Consider the following 18926-nt stretch of genomic DNA (forward strand, 5'->3'; position numbering starts at 1 on the left):
GGGGGCAAAGGTTTCAGACGGCCTGCCCAACAAAGAACGCGTGTTTCGCGGGGCAGCACGCCCTGCCTCAAAATCCGCATTTTCGTTACCGGCACTTCTATGTTGTTTTACCCATAACATAATAAGAGGCCGTCTGAAAAACGGAAAACACGTTTTTCAGACGGCCTCTGCTGCGTTCGGGCTACTGCGTCTTGTCTGCGCCGCCTTCTTCGGGGATTTCAAAAATCTGGCGCAGGTAGGCGAGGAAGGTGTTGTTGTCGGTCATGGTTTTGCCGGGGCTGTCGGAGAGTTTGGCGACGGACTGGCCGTTGCATTCCACCAGTTTCAAGACGATGTTCAGCGGGGTGTGGCCGAGGTCGTTGGTGAGGTTGGTGCCGATGCCGAAGCTGGTTTTGAAGCGGTCTTTGAAGTAGCCGTGCAGGGCGAAGGCTTTGTCGAGGTTGAGGCCGTCTGAAAAGGTGAGCATTTTGCTGCGGCTGTCGATTTTGAGCTTTTTGTAGTGTTCGTAGGCTTTGTCGCCCCATTCGTAGGGGTCGCCGCTGTCGTGGCGCAGGCCGTCGAAGAGTTTGGCGAAATAGAGGTCGAAGTCGCGCAAAAAGGCGTCCATGCCGACCACGTCGGTGAGGGCGATGCCCAAGTCGCCCCGGTATTCGTGCACCCAGGCTTCGAGGGCGGCCGTCTGAAAATCACGCAGGCGCACGTGCAGGGCTTGGAAGGCCTGCAAAAATTCGTGCGCCATGGTGCCGATGGGAATCAGGCCGAGTTTTTTGGCGAGATAAACGTTGCTGGTGCCGCGAAAGGATTCGGGGGCGGCGCGGTGCAGGGTGCGCACGACGTGTTCCTGCCAGGCCAGCGTGTAGCGGCGGCGCGTGCCGAAGTCGGACACCAGAAATGGCGGGTCGGCGGGGTTTTGCGCGGCGGCGAAGGCTTTGAGTTTGGAGGCTTTTTCGTGCAGGCGGCTTTCGCCTTCGGCCAGCACGGCGGGGGTTTCGAGGCGGCGGAAATAAAGCTCGTTGACGATGGCGAGGATGTAGATTTCAAAGAACATGGCCTGCAACAGGGGACCTTCGACGCGGATGTGCAGGCGGCCTTGGTCGTCGGCGGACACGCTTACGAAGCGGCGTTTGAGCTGGAACAGTTCGAGGTAATCGACGAAATCGCTTTTGATGAAGCGCAGGCCGCGCAGGTAGTCCAGTTCGTCCTGCGTGAGTTTGAGGGTGCACAGCGCGTCAAGCTCGGCTTCAAGCTCCGCGCGGATTTCGGCCAGCGGGTAAACCGTGTCTTCATTGTTGCGGCAGCGGAATTCGTACACGCCGTGCGCTTGCGGAAACTGGTGCAGCACGACTTGCAGCATGGTGAATTTGTAAAGGTCGGTGTCGAGCAGCGAGCGGATGACGGGGGCGTGGGACATGGCGGCCTGCCTTTCTCGTTTGGCGGTTGGGAAGGAAAACGCATTAGAACACGTTTACAAACAGGCGGCAAACAGGCCGTCTGAACGGTGGGTTTGCAAATTTATGCAAGCAATCGCTATAATCGTTCGGCCGAACGCAGCCCCGTGCTGCTTTTCTTTCATCCGTATTTTTCCCCATCTTTTCAGGAGAAGCCGATATGACCACCCGCACCGAACACGACACCATGGGCAATGTAGAAGTCCCTTCCGAAGCCTATTGGGGCGCGCAGACCCAGCGCAGCCGCCAGAATTTCAAAATCGGCGGCGAAACCCTGCCGCAGCCGATGATTCACGCGATGGCGCTGGTGAAAAAAGCCGCCGCGCAAGTGAACGCAGGGCTGGGGCGCATCAAGCAGGAGCAGGCGGATTTGATTGTTCAGGCTGCCGATGATGTGCTGGCGGGCAAGCTGGATAACCAGTTCCCGCTCGTAGTATGGCAAACCGGTTCGGGCACGCAGTCCAATATGAACATGAACGAAGTGCTTGCCAACCGTGCCAACGAAATCGCCGGTACAGGCTTGGCCGCCTACCAGCCCGTGCACCCCAACGACCATGTGAACCACGCGCAATCGACCAACGACAGCTTCCCCACCGCCATCCACGTTGCCGCCGCAATTGAAATCAACCGCCTGCTGATTCCCGCCGTCAAAGCCCTGCGCGACACGCTGGACAAAAAAGCTCAAGCCTTCGCCCCCATCGTCAAAATCGGCCGCACCCACCTGCAAGACGCGACCCCGCTTACATTGGGGCAGGAGTTTTCCGGCTACGTCTCCCAGCTTGACCACGGACTCGCCCGCCTGCAAGACGCGCTCAAAGGTCTGTACGAACTGCCTTTGGGCGGCACCGCCGTCGGCACAGGCTTGAACAGCCACCCCGAATACGCCGAAAAAGCCGCCGCCAAACTCGCCGAACTTTCGGGTTTGCCGTTTGTAACCGCGCCCAACAAATTTGAAGCCCTCGCCGGGCGCGACGCCGCCGTGTACGCCTCGGGCGCACTCAAAACCCTCGCCGCCAGCCTGAACAAAATCGCCAACGACATCCGCTGGCTCGCCTCCGGTCCGCGCTGCGGCTTGGGCGAAATCAAAATCCCTGAAAACGAACCCGGCTCGTCCATCATGCCCGGCAAAGTCAACCCCACCCAATGCGAAGCCATGACCATGGTGTGCTGCCAAGTGTTCGGCAACGACGTTGCCATCGGCATGGCCGGCGCCTCGGGCAACTTCGAGCTCAATGTTTACATGCCGATGATTGCGTATAACTTGCTGCAATCCGTGCGTCTGCTTGGCGACGCCTGCAACAGCTTCAACGAAAACTGCGCCGTCGGCATCGAGCCCGTACTCGAAAAGATTGACTACTTCCTGCACCACTCGCTGATGCTGGTAACCGCGCTCAACCGCAAAATCGGCTACGAAAACGCCGCCAAAGTCGCCAAAACCGCCTACAAAAACGACAAATCCCTGCGCGAAACCGCCATCGAGCTGGGTTTGCTGACCGGCGAAGAGTTTGACGAACTGGTTGTGCCTGCGGATATGGTTGCGCCGCGTTAAACTGTTTTTGTAACGCTGAAAAGCCGAAACAAACCAAAGGCCGTCTGAAAGCCCGATTACGGGTTTTCAGACGGCCTTTTCTTGTTTTCAGACGGCGTAGATGTGCGACCCTACCACGCACGCGGTTTGCACCCCAGCCTGAGCCCGCGTGCATGCCTACGGCACACACCCTACACGTCTGCCGATATGGTTGCGCCACGTTAATTGGTTTTGTAGCGCCGAAAAGCCGAAAACAGGTAAAAGGCCGTCTGAAAATCCGTAAAACAGGTTTTCAGACGGCCTTCCGTTTCAGGCTGCCTTTGGGTTTTAACTTCGTTGAAGCTTTGCTTTCAGACGGCCTCAAATATTCAATACCAGCCGCGGAACTTCATGGCTTTTTCCAAGCGGCGGATGCTCATCATGTAGGACGCGGTGCGCAGGTCGATGTCAAACTCTTGTGCCAAGTTCCAGATGTCGTTAAACGCGCGGCGCAGGACGACGGTTTGTTTTTCCTGCACTTCGTCGAATTCCCAGTAATAGCCTTGCAGGTTTTGCACCCATTCAAAATAGGATACGACCACGCCGCCGCAGTTGGCGAGAATATCGGGTACCACCAGCACGCCGTTTTGGCGCATGATGGCGTCGGCTTCGGGGGTGGTGGGGCCGTTTGCGCCTTCCACCACGATTTTGGCGCGCACCTTGCCCGCGTTTTCGGAGGTGAGCTGGTTTTCCAGCGCGCAGGGGGCGAGTACGTCCACGTCCAGCGCGAGCAATTCGGCGTTACTGATTTCTTTGCCGTAGCCCGCTTGGTTGGTGATGAAGCCGTTGGCGCGGTATTCTTTGAACAGCGCGTCCATGTCCAGCCCGTTTTCGTTGTAGATGGCGACATCCACGGTGGAGACGGCGACGACTTTCGCGCCCGATTGGTGGGCGTACAGCCCTGTGTGAAAGCCGACGTTGCCGAAGCCTTGGATGGCGTAGGTTGCGCCTTTGACGTCTTTGCCGAGTTTGGCGAGGGCTTGCACGGCGGCAAGGTTTACGCCGTAGCCTGTGGCTTCGTTGCGGGCGAGCGAGCCGCCAAATTCTACGGGTTTGCCGGTGAACACGCCGGGGGCGGATTTTTTGACGATGCTTTCGTATTCGTCAACCATCCACGACATGATTTTGCCGTTGGTGTTCACATCGGGCGCGGGGATGTCTATTTTTTCGCCAATCAGCGGCTCGATGGCGTTGGCGTAGCCGCGTGCGATGCGTTCCAGCTCGGCTTCGGAGTATTGTTTGGTGTCGATGATCACGCCGCCTTTGCCGCCGCCGTAGGGCACGCCGGCAACGCAGCATTTGATGGTCATCCAGATGGAAAGGGCTTTGACTTCGTCAAAATTGACATTGGGGTGGAAGCGCACGCCGCCTTTGTAGGGCCCGACGGCGTTGTTGTGCTGGGCGCGGTAGCCAGTGAAGGTTTTCACTGTGCCGTCGTCGAGTTTGACGGGGAAGGTTACTTCCAGCGCGCGCATGGGGTTTTTCAGGATTTCGTACACGGCGGGGTCGGCGTTGAGGCGGTCGCAGGCGGTTTTCACCTGTTTGCGAGCGATTTCAAAGGGGTTGAGGGTTTCTTTTGCGGTAGCGGAAGACATATTTTTCCTTTGTTTGGTTGTCCGGATTGAAGTACGGCAAACCGTTACTATATACAAAATCGGGTAAAAATGTAATAGCGTGTAGTCGAAAAATTTCACAATTTCTTAACATTGTCTACATTCTTACGCACCCTTACGCAGCAGGCGTGGAAAACGGCGCAAAAGAAGGAACAGCAGCAGGCAGGAGGCCGTCTGAAAAGGCCACGAGTGCGGCAGAACGGCGGTGATGATTTGCAGCGGGGAATAGGCGGCGGAAGGTGCGCGGTCGGTAAACAGGGCGCACAGCCAGTAAAGCTGCACCGCAGCCAGCCATACCGCCGCGAGTGCCGATTGCGCCGTGTTGCCGCGCGGCAGGCGCAGCAGCGGGAGGGCGGCATACCATGAGGCGGCGGCGAAGGCGGCCAGCCATGCGGCGTCGTGGGCGAAGGTGCAGCCGAAACAGCTTGCCGACGGGGCGGCGAGGCCGCGCAGGGAAAGGAGGAGGGTGGCGGCGTTGAGGGTGAAAACGGCGGCGGTAAGGATGAGGTATCGGTTTATTTTGTCTGCCTGTTTGTGCTTGCGCGTGCTTTGAGGCCGTCTGAAAACCGTTTCGGCTGCGCCGGAACTGCGTTTTCAGACGGCCTCAAAGTCTGCGGCGCGTTTTATTCTGCGGGAGGCAGCTCCATCGCCAGCACGGTTTGTTTCTGCGTTTCCCGGAAGGCGGCGAGTTTGTCCGCCAGCTCGGGATTGCCGTTGGCCAGCAGCGACGCGGCGAACAGGGCGGCGTTGGCCGCGCCCGCTTCGCCGATGGCGAAGGTGGCCACGGGCACGCCTTTGGGCATCTGCACGATGGAGAGCAGCGAGTCTTCGCCGCGCAGGTATTTGCTCGGCACGGGCACGCCGAGCACGGGCAGGGTGGTTTTGGCGGCCACCATGCCGGGCAGGTGCGCCGCACCGCCCGCACCGGCAATGATGGCTTTAAGGCCGCGCTCGCGGGCGGTTTTGGCGTATTCAAACATTAAATCGGGGGTACGGTGGGCGGAGACGACGCGGGCTTCGTAGCCGATGCCGAACTGTTCGAGCACCTCGGCGGCGTGGCGCATAACCGGCCAGTCGCTGCTGCTGCCCATGATGATGCCGATTTGGGGCATGGTTGTGTCCTTTCTTTAATTAAACGGAAAACGGTTTCGGTTGCGCCGAAGCCGTGTTGTCAGAAATGTCATCCCCGCGTAGGCGGGGACGGCTTGGGGGCGGGCATTATTCCATATCGCCGCCGCGCCGCCAAAGGCTGCGTTTCGGTATCATGCCTCCGCAAACACTTCTTTTGCCGCAAACACCGCGTTCAACGCCTTCGGAAAGCCCAAATACGGCACGCAGTGGATAAACGCCTCTACAATTTCCTCCCGCGAAATGCCCACATTCAAAGCCGCATGGATATGCACTTTCAACTGCTTTTCGCAGCCGCCCTGCGCCGCCAGCAGCCCCAGCGTCAGCAGCTCGCGCTCGCGCTTGTCCAGCGCGGGGCGGCGGTAAATCTCGCCAAAACCAAACGACACGATGTAACGCCCCAAATCGGGCGCGATGTCCGCCAGCGCGTCCATCACCGCATCGCCCTGCGCCCCGTCAATCTCGCCCAGCTTCGCCAGCCCGCGTTCAAATAATTCCATATTGTTCAGCATGATTTGCTCCTAGGGCGTGTTGACATTCAACTTTTGAAGCGGATTTTGCGGCAGATGCCGTTTTATGGCGTGAAAGCCTCCAAAATGTTGATTGTCAACACGCCCTAATACTTGGTTAAAAGGAACAAGCAGCTTAAACTTTGGAGCACACTCCAACGCAAGGATTTTTGATGTTCACCATTTCCCAGTTCGCCGAACGGCTCGGCATCAGCGCAGACACCCTGCGCTACTACGAAAAAGAAGGGCTGCTCGCCCCGCAGCGCAATGCCTCGGGCTACCGCGTGTACAGCGGGCGCGATGAAGCATGGTTCGGTTTTGTCAAACGGCTGAAAGACACGGGCATGCCGATGGCGCAAATCAAACGCTACGCCGAACTGTGCGCAGCAGGTGATGCCACAATCGCCGAACGCTGCGCCATGCTAGAAGCGCACCGGCAGGCGTTGGCCGAAAAACAGCGCGAGTTGGCGGAACACCAAGCGCATTTGGATGACAAAATCCGCCATTACGCCGCGCTGCTGCAAAAACAAAATCAGTCGGCTGAACCGTTTGAGTAAACCACATATAATAAGCCGCCTTGCCGCACCTGCTTTGCAGGCCGTCTGAAAACGCGGCACAGTCCAAGCCGTGTACCGGTTTTCAGACGGCCTCTGCGCTTTACCCGCGTCCGTCTCCCTCCAAAAGGAAAACCCATGTCCGAAAAACAAGCCCACGCCGCTCCCGCGCCGCTCAAACGCCGTTTTGCCGCGCTGGTTTACGAAATGCTGCTGGCCGGCGCGGTGAGCTGCGCGGCCTTTATTCCCGCCGGCATCATCGCCATGCTGCTCAATCCGGTGTCGCCGCCGCTGGCGAGTTTGGCGGTGTCGCTGGTGCTGCTGTATGCGTGGTGGCTGTATTTCAAAACGGCGTGGCACAAGAAGGGGCAGACGCTGGCGATGCAGGTGTGGCGCATTGGTTTGGCCGACGCTGCGGGCAGGCGGCCGCCGCTGCGGCTGCTGCGGCTGCGCTTTATCTGGGCGTGCGTGTTTCTGGTGTTTGTGCCGATGCTGGCCTATGCCGCGCTGCATCGCGGGCTGGGGGTGCCGCCGAAGGCGGCCTTTTGCGCGTCGCTGTTTTGGTGGATGCTGCCGTGGGGCTTCGCGCTGTTTCATGCCGATCGGCAGTTTTTATATGACGTGCTGGCGGGTACGCGGCTGACGGATTTGAAGGCCGTCTGAAAAACGGGTTCGCTGTATTTTCAGACGGCCTCGACTGAATAGGTGAATAGGAGAAGGGTATGGCCAAACCGCAATCACGCTGGCTGCCGATGCTGTTGGCGGTGTGCATCTTCATGCAGATGCTCGATGCCACGGTGCTGAACACCGCGCTGCCGCAGATGGCGGCGGATTTGCACCAGAGCGCGCTGAACATGCAGTCGGCGGTGGTTTCCTACGCGCTGACGCTGGCTCTGTTTATGCCGTTGAGCGGTTATATCACCGACCGCTACGGCACGAAAAAAGTGTTTGCCGTGTCGATGGGCTTGTTTGTGTTCGGCTCGCTGATGTGCGCCGCCGCGCCGAACCTGCCGATGCTGGTGGTGGCGCGGGTGGTGCAGGGGCTGGGCGGGGCGATGATGGTGCCCGTGCCGCGCCTGATTGTTTTGCGGGCGTATGAGAAGGACGAGCTGCTCGAACGGCTGAACTTTATCGTGATGCCCGCGCTTTTGGGGCCGGTGGTCGGGCCGCTGGTGGGTGGCTATCTGGTGCAGTACGCCAGCTGGCACTGGGTGTTTCTGATCAACGTGCCCTTCGGCCTCACGGGCATCGCGCTGGCCTTGAAAATCATGCCCGATTTTTACGCGGCCGACGGCGCAAAACCGCATTTCGACCTGACCGGCTTTCTGCTGTTCGGCGGCGCGGCGGTGGGGCTGAGCCTGTCGGTGGAAATGCTCACCCATCCCGGGGCGCGGCTGTTTTCCGCCCTCTGCGGCGCGGGCGGGCTCTCCGCCCTGTGGCTCTACTGGCGGCACGCGCGCCACGACGGCGACCACGCGCTCTACCCGCCGCGCCTGCGGCTGGTGCGCACCTTCCGCCTGGGCATTTTGGGCAACTTAATCAGCCGTCTGGGCATGGGCGCGATGCCGTTTCTGATGCCGCTCTTGTTGCAGGTGGCCTTTGCCCGCAGCGCAAGCGAGGCGGGCTGGACGCTAGCCCCCGTCGCCCTGGCCGCGCTGGCAACCAAGCCGCTGGTCAAGCCCGTTATCGGCCGCTTCGGCTACCGCAGGGTGCTGATTTGGAACACCCGCATCATCGGCCTGCTGATTATGTCGATGGCACTGGTTACCGCCGCCACGCCGCTGTGGCTGCTCGTGCCCGCGCTCTTTTGCATGGGCATGTGCAACTCGCTGCAATACTCGTCGATGAACACCCTCACGCTGGCCGACCTGCGCCCGCAGATGGAAGGTAGCGGCAACAGCCTGATGGCGGTGAACCAGCAGCTCGCCATCAGCCTGGGCATCGGGCTGGGCGCGATGCTGCTCAACTTTTTCGGCGGCGGCGGCGCGCGCATCGCCGACGTGCACCACGCCTTCCGCCTCACCTTTATTTCCATCGGCGCGGTTACCTTCTGCGCCGGCTGGATTTTCACCTTCCTGCATCCCAAAGACGGCGGCAACCTGGTGGGGCAGGGCGGGGAAAAGGCCGTCTGAAAAAGGTCGTCTGAAAAAATATGTTAGTATGCCGCCCGTCCGTTCAAACATTCCAAACAGGAGCAACCGATGAACCGTCTGACCGCACTCCTCACCGGCGCATGGCTGGGCATGCAGATTATGGCCGCCTACGCCGCCGGCATCCTGTTCGAGCGCATCGGCAGGCAGGATGCAGGCGACATTGCCGGCGTGCTGTTTGCCACCGTCAACTACTGCGGCCTCGCCGTTTGGCTGCTGGCCTGGTTCGCCACCAAAAACCGCCGCGCCCACGGCTTCGGCCGCGCCGAACGCAGCATCGCCCCCAAATTCAACCTCCTGCTGCTCGCCCTCCTGGCCGCCAACCAGTTCCTGATCGCCCCCGTCATCGCCGCCCACAAAGCCGGCACCGGCAACTGGCTGCTGTCGCTGGCCGGCGGCTCCTTCGGCATCTGGCACGGCACATCCAGCCTCATCTACCTCGCCTGCGGCCTCATCGGCGCGGGGCTGCTGCTGCGCTATCTGAGTTTCAACCGCTGAACACAGCGCAGCGGCCATTATCGGAGAGGCCGTCTGAAAACACGTTTCGGCTGCGCCGAAGCCGCGTTTTCAGACGGCCTTATAACTTTCCGTTTGCCGCGTCATAAAAAAACGTTCTTTCCCGAGCCTGCCGCCTCCGCTATCATCCGCCCCTTTCACAAATACACCGAACAAGGAAACCATCATGGCACGCCTCACCATCCACACCGTCGAAACCGCCCCCGAAAAAGCCAAACCACGCGTCGAAGCCGCCCTCAAAGCCAACGGCTTCCTGCCCAACCTCATCGGCGTGCTGGCCAACTCGCCCGAAGCCCTCGCCTTCTATCAGGAAGTGGGCAAACTCAACGGCGAAACTTCGCTCACCGCAGGTGAGCGCGAAGTGATCCAAATCCTCGCCGCCAAAATCAACCAATGCGGCTTCTGCGTGGCCGGCCACACCAAACTGGCCACCCTGAAAAAACTGCTCAAAGAAGACGAAATCGCCGCCGTGCGCGCCGTGGCCAAAATCGATGATGCCAAACTCAACGCCCTATCCGACTTTACCCAGCAGGTCATGGCGCAAAAAGGCAACGTGTCCGACGAACAATTGCAGGCATTCTTCGCCGCCGGCTACAACCAGCAGCAGGCCGTGGAAGTGGTGCTCGGCGTCGCGCTGGCCACCCTGTGCAACTACACTAACAATCTGGCGCGCACCGAAATCAACCCCGAATTGCAGGCATACGCCTAAAACAGCATTAAAGGCCGTCTGAAAAAAAAGGCCGTCTGAAAACCGTTTTTCAGACGGCCTTTCAAACAACCCCTCCCGCAACCGCTATTTCTTGGAGAACCCGATGAACCGCGAAACCCTTCTGTCCCGCGTGGCCGAACTGGTGCAAACCGATTTGAAACCCCTGGTGCAAGACATCGACCGCAAGGGGCTGTATCCCGAAGACTTCCTGCGCAAACTCGGCGGCATCGGCGGTTTTGCCGCCGTCGGTACGGCAGAAGAGGGTGGCAGCGGGCTGGGCTTGTTTGCGCAAATCGAAGTGCTGCGCGAAGTGGGCAAAGCCTGCGGCGCAACCGCCTTCTCCGCCTGGTGCCAGGCCGCCTGCGCGTGGTATCTGCACCAAACGCCCAACGCCGAAGTCAAACGCCGCTACCTCTCCGACGTGTTGAACGGCAAAGTGCTGGCCGGCACCGGCATGTCCAACACCGTCAAACACCTCGCCGGCATCGAAAAACACCAGTTGCAGGCGCAAAAAACCGACGGCGGCTACACCGTCAGCGGCATCCTGCCGTGGGTGTCCAACCTCGGCGAAAACCACATCTGGGCAAACACCGCGCAAATCGGCGGCGGCTACGTGATGTTCATCACCGGCGGGCAGAGCGAAGGCGTGTCGCTGATTCCCTGCCCCGAATTCTGCGCCCTCGAAGGCACGCGCACCTTTGCCATCAAATTTGAAAACGTCTTCGTGCCGCACGAAGACGTCATCGCCGAACCTGAACAGTTCGCAGACTACATCCCCGCCATCAAATCCGGCTTCATCCTGCTGCAAATTGGCATCGGCGCAGGCATCATCGACGGCTGTCTCGCCGAAATCTCCGCCGCCGACGCAGGCAGCGAAACCAACCCGTTCCTCGACAACGGTTATGAAGAGCTGGAAAAACGTTTTCAGACGGCCTTAACCCACACCGCCGAACTGGCTGACGCCGCCTGGCGCAACGAACCCGAACTGCTCGAAACCCTGCGCCTGCGCGAAGCCGCCGCCTGGCTGTGCCTCGACGCCGCCCAATCCGCCGCCCTGCACACCGGCGCGGCGGGCTACCTGATGGGCAGCCCCGTGCAACGCCGCGTGCGCGAAGCCATGTTCGTCGCCATCGTAACCCCTGCCATCAAACACCTGCGCAAGGAAATCAGCGAGCTGGAATTCATGGGCGAGGGCGAGTTTTCGATTTAACCCTACATCCCCGCGCAAACTGTCGGTAAAATAACGACAGAAAGAACAGGCCGTTTTTTCAGACGGCCTGTTCGGTTTGTATCCGGCAAATAATAAGGAACACACAAAATGGCCCAGTATGTCTGCGTATTGTGCGAATGGATTTACGACGAAGAAACCGGCGACCCCAAACGCGGCATCGCCCCCGGCACCAGGTTTGAAGACCTGCCCGACGATTGGGAATGCCCCGAATGCTTCGCCGGCAAAGACGAATTCCAACTGCTGGAATTTCCCTCCTGAACCGCCCGTTTTCGCACCGAAAAGGCCGTCTGAAAAACATGAACGACAGCATGAACGACTACACCAGCGACGACTACCCCGAATACGAAGAAAGCAGCCCCGCCGCCAACCTGCCGCTGCCGCCGCATTCCGTTGAGGCCGAACAATCGGTATTGGGCGGCCTGCTGCTGGAAAACAGCGCGTGGGACCGAATCGCCGACGTGGTGGTGGGAGAAGACTTTTATCGTCATGAACACCGCATAATTTTCCGCACAATTACGGCACTAATTAACGAAAACCGACCTGCCGATGTCATAACCGTGCAGGAATTTTTGGAGCGCAGCGACGAGACCGAAGCAGCCGGCGGTTTCAACTATCTGATTAGTCTGGCACAAAATACCCCCTCCGCCGCCAACATCCGCCGCTATGCCGAAATCGTCAGGGAACGCGCCATCATGCGCCGTTTGGCAGAAGTAGGCACGGAAATTGCTAGGAATGCCTATAATCCCGAAGGCCGCGACGCCGCGCAGCTGCTGGACGAAGCCGAAAACAAAGTGTTCCAAATCGCCGAAAGCACGGCAAAATCCAAACAAGGCTTCCTCCAACTGCCGGATTTGCTGCAAGAAGTGGTCGAACGCATCGACATGCTGTACGCCCGCGACAATCCCGACGAAGTAACCGGCATCGCCACAGGCTTCGTTGATCTCGATAAAAAAACTTCCGGCTTGCAGCCGGGCGACCTGATTATCGTCGCAGGCCGCCCGTCGATGGGCAAAACCGCCTTCTCCCTCAATATCGCCGAACATGTCGCCGTGGAAGGCAAACTGCCCGTCGCCATTTTTTCCATGGAAATGGGCGGCGCTCAACTGGTTATGCGCATGCTCGGCTCCGTCGGCAGGCTCGACCAGCACGTTTTGAAAACGGGGAAATTGCAGGACGAACATTGGGGGCGGCTGAACGAAGCCGTTATCAAGCTCTCCGACGCACCGATGTTCATCGACGAAACCGCCGGCCTCACCGCCCTCGAGCTGCGCGCCCGCGCCCGCAGGCTGGCCAGACAGTTCAACGGCAGGCTGGGTTTGATCGTCATCGACTATCTGCAACTGATGGAAAGCTCCGGCCGCACCGACAACCGCGCCGCCGCATTGGGCGAAATCTCCCGCTCGCTCAAATCATTGGCCAAAGAGCTGCAAGTGCCCATCATCGCCCTGTCGCAACTCAGCCGTTCGGTAGAGCAGCGCACCGACAAACGCCCGATGATGTCCGACCTGCGCGAGTCCGGCGCGATCGAACAGGATGCCGACCTGATTATGTTCATGTACCGCGACGAATACTACAATCCCGAATCACAGATGAAAGGCTTGGCGGAGTGCATCATCGGCAAACACCGCAACGGCCCCGTCGGTAAAATCCACCTGACATGGATGGGGCAGTTTACCAAATTCGACAATGCGGCGTATGTGCCCGACATGGCAATGGTTGAAGAATAAGGTGAAGAAAAAACAGCGGTTGGTTAAATTCTACTGGAATATATGGGGCTTTATCGCTTAAAATGACAAAATAATTCTTTTCAAGAGATACGCCCTTTGCACAAACGGATTCAGACAGGAATAATTTTATGAAAAACATACAAAAGGGTTTTACGCTCATCGAGCTGATGGTTACAATTGCCATCATGGCCATCATGCTGGCCATTGCAATACCCAACCTTTCCGAATGGGTTGCCAAAAGACGCGTGGCGGCTGCAGCGGAAAAAGTCGCCAATATGATCCGCTTTGGACGCTCGGAAGCGGCAAGGCTCAACAGCCCTGTGTATCTTTGTCCTGTTCAGATTAGGACAGATGGAAATCCTAATGGATATTGTAAAAGTGATAATGAAGGTTCTGGATTGGCACTGTGGGCAGATTCTGATCCTTATGATAAAAAATATCAAAGAGGTATAGATCAATCTTTACGTACTGTTATTTTGAATAAAGTAGGGGATATACGGGTTCGTAGTCAGATATTGAATATAAACTATTCTGGAAAACCTGTAGATTCAAGAAATGGTGCAAATACTAAGGTATTAGCATTTTTACCTGATGGTACGATTCGCCGGTATGATGTAGATAATAATGGCATAGCAGGGGTTGGGTATCCAATAAGTGGATATGTAAAGTATCAGTTTACTGATGGGCAAGCAAAAGATAAATCAACTTTAGAACGTAGATCTGTAATTATGCTTGTATCAGGTAATCAAGTTAGTTTTTGTGATTCATCAAATACAAGTGAATCGTGTAAATATACAGATTTTAATATAGCAAAATGTAATAAATATGGGGGATGTCAAAAGTGAAATTTAATAGAAAATATTACCCAAAAGGATTTGCATTAATCGAAGTGTTGGTGTCAGTAGTTGTTCTTGTTCTTGGTATATTAGCACTTTTAGCTACTCAACTACGTTCAGTGAGTAGTGTGCGTGATGCAGAAACGCAAACTATTGCTGCACAGGCAGCACAAAATTTGATTGAAGGAATGTTAGCAAATCCACAATTGCAATTTAATGCAAAAAAAATTACGGAAAGAAGATATGATCATTATGAAATGAGGCGATTGGGAAATATTACTTCTGAGCCGAAAGCGGGAACTGATGGTTTTGATACAGATATGCTCGCGAAAAAGCAGATTTATGATTTTCAGAAAGAGTTAAATGAGCGTTTAGGTGATATGCATGTTCAGGCAACTGTCTGTAAAGATAGCAACTTAGAAGCTCATAAACCCGTTATTGATAATAATGGAAACTTTAAAGATAACTGTGACAATATTGGAGATATGGCTATTAAGATTGCCTGGTTAGTTCAGGGTAACTCGGATAATCCCCAATCAGTCAGTTTCCAAACTTATGTAAGGAATAAATGATGGGAATCAAAAAAACGTATACTAGACTATATGGTTGTAGAATTAAAGGATTTACTCTTATAGAGTTATTAGTTGCGGCTTCATTAAGCATGATTGTATTGATTGCAGCTGGATCTGGTTTTTACACTACGCAACGTTTGAGTAAAGTTGCCAATGGACGTTTACAAGTTCAACAAGATTTGCGTAATACTGCAAACATGATAGTTCGAGATGCTAGGATGGCAGGCTCTTTTGGTTGTTTTAATTTAGCTAAGCAAGTCTCTGGCGCGGATATTAATGATTATGGAGTTAATAGTTTAAGTTCTTTGAACTTTAATGATCAAAGACAAGGCGTTAAGTTAGTAGATAAGACAAATGTTTCTTCTTTTTTAAATAATTTTTCCATATCAAATAATAAAGTATTAATTTTTACTTACGGATTAGGATCTTCTAATGGTTATCAATCAAGAGGTGTCCGAGGATTTGTTGTTAATGCAGGGAATGATGATGAATTGAAGGAGTTAGATGGATATGATCAAGCTCCTATTGTTGTAAGTAGCTGTTCTTTGCTGGAACGATTCGTAGGTGCTCAAAAACAAAATGATAATGGCCAATTGAAGGTAATGGCTTTACCTAATCCTTTGTTAAGTGATCATGATAGTAGTTCACCTGATTATAAAGGTGAAACATCAGTTTTCAGACAAGCTGTTAATATTTATACTATTGGAACTCCTATTGGTGGTGAAAAAGGGCTTTATTTGTTTCAGTTAAATGCTGATGGAAAATTTGGAGACCCTCAATTGTTATTAACTGGGGTTGATAACTGGAATATTCAGTTTGGTTATTCAAGTGGCTGTTCTCCTTTGAAAAATGATGCAAAAATCAAATTTGAACCTGCTATTCGAACAGGAGTTGATGCGATTGCTCCTACCTTGTTAAAGATAAAGTTAACAGGTGTCGGCGGAGGAGATATTAAAGCAGGGGGTGTAGGTAGCAGTTTTGAATCTGATATTCAAACCTATTATATTGATGCAACTATACGTGGAGGTAACTCATGTGCAGAACGCAGTTTCGATCAGCCAGCTTAATGAAAGATTATATGAAAAAAGAAAAGGGATTTTCATTGCCTATTGTAATGGTAATGATGTTGGTTTTGGCTGTAATGGTATTAGCGGCAACACAGTCATTTAATACTGAAAGTCGTATTAGCAGTAATGATGCAGATAAAAAAATGGCTATGCAAATAGCAGAAGATACTCTTCGACATGCAGAAAGCCAAATTTCTAATAGAGGTTTAAATTCGCTTGATAAAAAGGGTGAGTTTACAGATAAATGTGGTGGTGGATTATGTTCTTTAGATAAGTCATTGAATGATTCAGCTATCTGGGAAGTAGAGTGTAATAAAGGGAAACCTTGCTTGGATAAAGATGGTGCTGTGTATCCTATAAAAGGTGATGTTCCTGTTTCTCAAAATCCCCGTTTCGTGATTGAATGGGTAGCTGATGATGACAAGAAAATTACTTTTCGTGTTACTGCACGCGCATGGGGAGAGAAGAATAATACAGTTGTAACAGTTCAATCTTATGTAATAGCAGATTTATAGTTTAATTTAACTAAGTTGGATAATGAAGTTATGAAAAATAAGAAAATATATAGAGGTATAACATTAATTGAATTAATGATTACCATATTTATAATAGGGATTCTTACAGTAATCGCATTTCCTTCATATCAAAAGTATATTGAGAAAACTGATTTAGCTCATGCTAGAGCAGATATGGTAAGGGCTATTGGGTTTATCAAAGGAGAGGTTGTTAGAAAGCCTGATTATCTCGAAAAAGTTATTCAGAATCAGGCTAATTTAGAAGGGAAAATTAGGGGTTTAATAAATTCCGAGTTGAATAATAAGTATGATTTTAAAGTAGAGTTTATCCAACTTGCCAGTACAAATTACAAAGTTGGTTTTCGAATTTACGCTGAGCCTAAATTATCAGGTTATCAATACGCAGCGTGGGCGGATACTAAAGGAGCAGATTTTGCCTGTACCGAAGGTACAAGATCCGCAAATATAGAAGCTGCTAAAAAATTTCAGACCACGACGCCGTGTTCAACGAAATAACGCAGCATCTGCCGTTGCATTTCCCTCTCAACCCGCAAACCAATCCGGTTTGCGGGTTAATTGTTCGGATGTGCGAATCACATTACAATCAGAGTTTCTTTTTGCCGACAGAGCCGCGATTCGATGCAGCCTTTAGAGTATTGCCGTGAAAAAGCGTTATCCAGCCGTTCCAGCTTTTTGTCCGGTTTCCTTTTTCTTTCAAAAAACAAGCGTGATGCGTTGGTTGTTCTGTATGCTTTTTGCCGTGAGTTGGATGATGTGGCGGACGGTTGTTCGGATAAGAACGTGGCGGAGATGAGCCTGCGGTGGTGGCAGGCGGATTTGGCGAAAGTGTTTTCAGACGGCCTTCCCGAGCATCCGGTCAACAAGGCGTTGCGGCAGGTGGTTAATACATTTGCTATGCCGCATGAAGAATTGGCGGAAATCATCGAGGGTATGCTTATGGATTTGCGACAGAACCGCTATGCGGATTTTGCGTCTCTTCTGCTGTATTGCTACCGGGTTGCCGGAGTGGTCGGACGGCTGGTTGCGCGTATTTTGGGGTTTGAAAATCCGCAAACTTTGGCATACGCGGAAAAACAGGGCTTGGCTTTGCAGCTGACCAACATTATCCGCGATGTCGGCGAAGATGCGCGCATGGGACGGATTTATCTGCCACAGGACGAATGCCGCCGTTTCGGTGTAACGGAAAACCCAATTCTCCAATGCCGCCCAACCGAAGAATTCGCCGCGCTGATGGATTTCCAAACAGCCAGGGCGGAGCAGGTTTACCGCGATGCCCGGGCATTACTGCCGCCGGAAGACTGCAAAAAACAAAATGCCGGGCTGGTGATGGCAGCGATTTATTATGTGCTGTTACAGGAAATCCGCCGCGACGGAGCGGCCAACGTGCTGAAATACAAAACGGTTATCCCCGCGCCGCGCAAAATGCGTATCGCGCTGAAAACCCGGTTTTTCGGATTCAAACCATGACAAATACGAAACGTAAAATCGCCATAATCGGCGCAGGTTGGAGCGGCCTGTCTGCCGCCGTACGTCTGTCCGGCCATGCCGATGTGGTTCTGTTCGAGGCGGGGAAAAGCGCGGGCGGCAGGGCGCGGGCGTTGGCGGCGGACAATGCCGGTTTTTCGTTTTTGGACAACGGCCAGCACATCATGCTGTATGCCTACCGCAGCGTGCGGCATCTGATGGACAAAATCGGCGTCGATTACCGCAAGAATTGCAAACGGCTGCCGCTGCAATGGTATCTGGCAGACGGGCTGCGTTTTCAGACGGCCTCCCTGCCCGCCCCGCTGCACATGGTTTGGGGCATTCTGCGGGCGCGGAACATTGCGCGGCGGGAAAAACTCGCCCTGTTGCGCCAGATGCGGAAACTGCAAAGATACGAGGGCGCGGATATGCCGATCGGGCAGTGGCTGCGCGAGCAGTCGTGTCCGCCCAAGCTGCTGCGCGATTTCTGGCGGCCTTTGGTGCTGGGCGCGCTGAACACACCGCCGGAAACCGCCGGCCTGCATATCCTGCAAAACGTCTTGCGCGACGGCGTTTGGGCGGAGAAAAACGCCGCCGACTACCTGCTGCCGAAAACCGATTTGAACAGCCTGCTGGCCGATCCCGCCGTGGATTTCCTGCGCAGGCACGGCGCGGAAATCCGCTTCGGCGAAAGGGTAGGGCGGCTGGAAATCCTGCCCGACGGGCGCGTGCGGGCAAACGGGCAGGTTTTCGATGCCGCCATACCGGCCGTCGCGCCCTATCATGCCGCCGCCCTGATGCCGTCTGAAACGCCGGACGAAATTCAGACGACCTTTTCGCAGACAAACTGCCATTCCATCACCACCGTTTACCTGCGTTATGCTGAAACCGTCGCCCTGCCCGCGCCGGTATGCGGCCTTGCCGACGGCACCGTGCAATGGTTTTTCCAACGCGGCCTTTTGGGCGGCAGCGGACGAGAAGTGTCGGCGGTTATCAGCGCGTCCGACCAAATCGGCCGCTTGGCGGCGGAAGAATGGATACGCCGCGCCGATGCCGACCTGCGCCGCATCTGCCCCGACCCCGGGGCGTTGCTGGTCGCCAAAGCCCTCACCGAAAAACGCGCCACCGCCGCCGCCGAAGCGGGCAGGCGTCCGCCCGACTGCCGCTGGCTGCAACGGCACAACATCTATCCGGCCGGCGACTACCTCCACCCGCGCTACCCCGCCACCCTCGAAGCCGCCGTGCAAAGCGGCAATATGGCGGCGGAAATGCTGTTAAACCGATTGTAAACACACCCTA

21 protein-coding genes are annotated in these 18926 nt (G+C 54.9%); 16 read left to right on the plus strand and 5 right to left on the minus strand.

Annotated features, from left to right (window positions below; translation table 11 throughout):
- Window positions 1-181: 181 nt before the first annotated feature.
- Window positions 182-1411: a nicotinate phosphoribosyltransferase gene (gene pncB / locus H3L91_RS02665; protein WP_007341923.1), complete on the minus strand. Its 1230-nt coding sequence runs from the start codon at window positions 1409-1411 to the stop codon at window positions 182-184.
- A gap of 197 nt (window positions 1412-1608) precedes the next feature.
- Here pncB and fumC point away from each other — a divergent pair, with 197 nt between their 5' ends.
- The gene (fumC, locus tag H3L91_RS02670; RefSeq protein ID WP_007341924.1) at window positions 1609-2997 is read left to right on the plus strand and encodes a class II fumarate hydratase; all 1389 of its coding nucleotides are present in this window, start codon (window positions 1609-1611) and stop codon (window positions 2995-2997) included.
- Between the two features lie 347 nt (window positions 2998-3344).
- Here the strand turns inward: fumC and H3L91_RS02675 are convergent, their stop codons facing one another.
- From H3L91_RS02675 to H3L91_RS02690, 4 genes are all read right to left on the minus strand, one after another.
- Complete coding sequence (locus H3L91_RS02675; protein WP_040658676.1) at window positions 3345-4610, minus strand: Glu/Leu/Phe/Val family dehydrogenase; 1266 nt, start codon at window positions 4608-4610, stop codon at window positions 3345-3347.
- 123 nt (window positions 4611-4733) lie between these two features.
- Entirely contained in the window at window positions 4734-4910 is a 177-nt protein-coding gene (locus H3L91_RS02680) for a hypothetical protein (RefSeq protein ID WP_007341926.1), read from the minus strand.
- A 341-nt stretch (window positions 4911-5251) separates the two neighbouring features.
- Entirely contained in the window at window positions 5252-5740 is a 489-nt protein-coding gene (gene purE / locus H3L91_RS02685; RefSeq protein WP_007341928.1) for a 5-(carboxyamino)imidazole ribonucleotide mutase, read from the minus strand.
- A 150-nt stretch (window positions 5741-5890) separates the two neighbouring features.
- Window positions 5891-6268 (minus strand): carboxymuconolactone decarboxylase family protein, encoded by a 378-nt coding sequence (locus H3L91_RS02690; protein ID WP_007341929.1) that lies wholly within the window; start codon window positions 6266-6268, stop codon window positions 5891-5893.
- Window positions 6269-6438: 170 nt separating this feature from the next.
- On the opposite strand from H3L91_RS02690, the gene H3L91_RS02695 reads away from it, so the two are divergent.
- From H3L91_RS02695 to hpnE, 15 genes are all read left to right on the plus strand, one after another.
- A complete protein-coding gene (locus tag H3L91_RS02695; protein WP_007341930.1) occupies window positions 6439-6822 on the plus strand; it encodes a MerR family transcriptional regulator in 384 nt (127 codons plus the stop codon).
- 135 nt (window positions 6823-6957) lie between these two features.
- Window positions 6958-7482 carry an RDD family protein gene (locus tag H3L91_RS02700; protein WP_007341931.1) on the plus strand — a complete coding sequence of 175 codons (525 nt, stop codon included), beginning with the start codon at window positions 6958-6960 and terminating at the stop codon, window positions 7480-7482.
- A gap of 59 nt (window positions 7483-7541) precedes the next feature.
- On the plus strand, window positions 7542-8951 hold the full coding sequence (locus H3L91_RS02705) for an MFS transporter (RefSeq protein WP_007341932.1): 1410 nt from the start codon (window positions 7542-7544) through the stop codon (window positions 8949-8951).
- 69 nt (window positions 8952-9020) lie between these two features.
- A complete protein-coding gene (locus H3L91_RS02710) occupies window positions 9021-9467 on the plus strand; it encodes a DUF4149 domain-containing protein (protein ID WP_007341933.1) in 447 nt (148 codons plus the stop codon).
- A gap of 184 nt (window positions 9468-9651) precedes the next feature.
- Window positions 9652-10194 carry a carboxymuconolactone decarboxylase family protein gene (locus H3L91_RS02715; RefSeq protein ID WP_007341934.1) on the plus strand — a complete coding sequence of 181 codons (543 nt, stop codon included), beginning with the start codon at window positions 9652-9654 and terminating at the stop codon, window positions 10192-10194.
- A 103-nt stretch (window positions 10195-10297) separates the two neighbouring features.
- The gene (locus tag H3L91_RS02720) at window positions 10298-11404 is read left to right on the plus strand and encodes an acyl-CoA dehydrogenase family protein (RefSeq protein WP_007341935.1); all 1107 of its coding nucleotides are present in this window, start codon (window positions 10298-10300) and stop codon (window positions 11402-11404) included.
- Window positions 11405-11512: 108 nt separating this feature from the next.
- Window positions 11513-11683, plus strand: coding sequence for a rubredoxin (locus H3L91_RS02725; protein ID WP_007341936.1), 171 nt, complete (start codon window positions 11513-11515; stop codon window positions 11681-11683).
- A 50-nt stretch (window positions 11684-11733) separates the two neighbouring features.
- Window positions 11734-13152, plus strand: coding sequence for a replicative DNA helicase (gene dnaB / locus H3L91_RS02730; protein ID WP_040659343.1), 1419 nt, complete (start codon window positions 11734-11736; stop codon window positions 13150-13152).
- Window positions 13153-13280: 128 nt separating this feature from the next.
- A complete protein-coding gene (locus tag H3L91_RS02735; RefSeq protein WP_007341938.1) occupies window positions 13281-13997 on the plus strand; it encodes a pilus assembly FimT family protein in 717 nt (238 codons plus the stop codon).
- Window positions 13985-14560 carry a type IV pilus modification protein PilV gene (pilV, locus tag H3L91_RS02740; protein WP_081458563.1) on the plus strand — a complete coding sequence of 192 codons (576 nt, stop codon included), beginning with the start codon at window positions 13985-13987 and terminating at the stop codon, window positions 14558-14560. Before H3L91_RS02735 ends, pilV begins: the two co-directional genes overlap by 13 nt.
- Window positions 14557-15627: a PilW family protein gene (locus H3L91_RS02745; RefSeq protein ID WP_154647180.1), complete on the plus strand. Its 1071-nt coding sequence runs from the start codon at window positions 14557-14559 to the stop codon at window positions 15625-15627. The genes pilV and H3L91_RS02745 overlap by 4 nt, the downstream gene beginning before the upstream one ends.
- Window positions 15627-16142: a pilus assembly PilX family protein gene (locus H3L91_RS02750; RefSeq protein ID WP_081458564.1), complete on the plus strand. Its 516-nt coding sequence runs from the start codon at window positions 15627-15629 to the stop codon at window positions 16140-16142. Before H3L91_RS02745 ends, H3L91_RS02750 begins: the two co-directional genes overlap by 1 nt.
- Window positions 16143-16172: 30 nt before the next feature.
- The gene (locus tag H3L91_RS12440; protein ID WP_081458565.1) at window positions 16173-16658 is read left to right on the plus strand and encodes a type IV pilin protein; all 486 of its coding nucleotides are present in this window, start codon (window positions 16173-16175) and stop codon (window positions 16656-16658) included.
- Window positions 16659-16781: 123 nt separating this feature from the next.
- A complete protein-coding gene (gene hpnD / locus H3L91_RS02760; protein WP_007341942.1) occupies window positions 16782-17630 on the plus strand; it encodes a presqualene diphosphate synthase HpnD in 849 nt (282 codons plus the stop codon).
- Complete coding sequence (hpnE, locus tag H3L91_RS02765) at window positions 17627-18916, plus strand: hydroxysqualene dehydroxylase HpnE (protein ID WP_007341943.1); 1290 nt, start codon at window positions 17627-17629, stop codon at window positions 18914-18916. The genes hpnD and hpnE overlap by 4 nt, the downstream gene beginning before the upstream one ends.
- Window positions 18917-18926 lie beyond the last annotated feature (10 nt).

It is taken from the genome of Neisseria bacilliformis, from assembly GCF_014055025.1.
GTDB classification, from domain to species: Bacteria; Pseudomonadota; Gammaproteobacteria; order Burkholderiales; family Neisseriaceae; genus Neisseria; species Neisseria bacilliformis.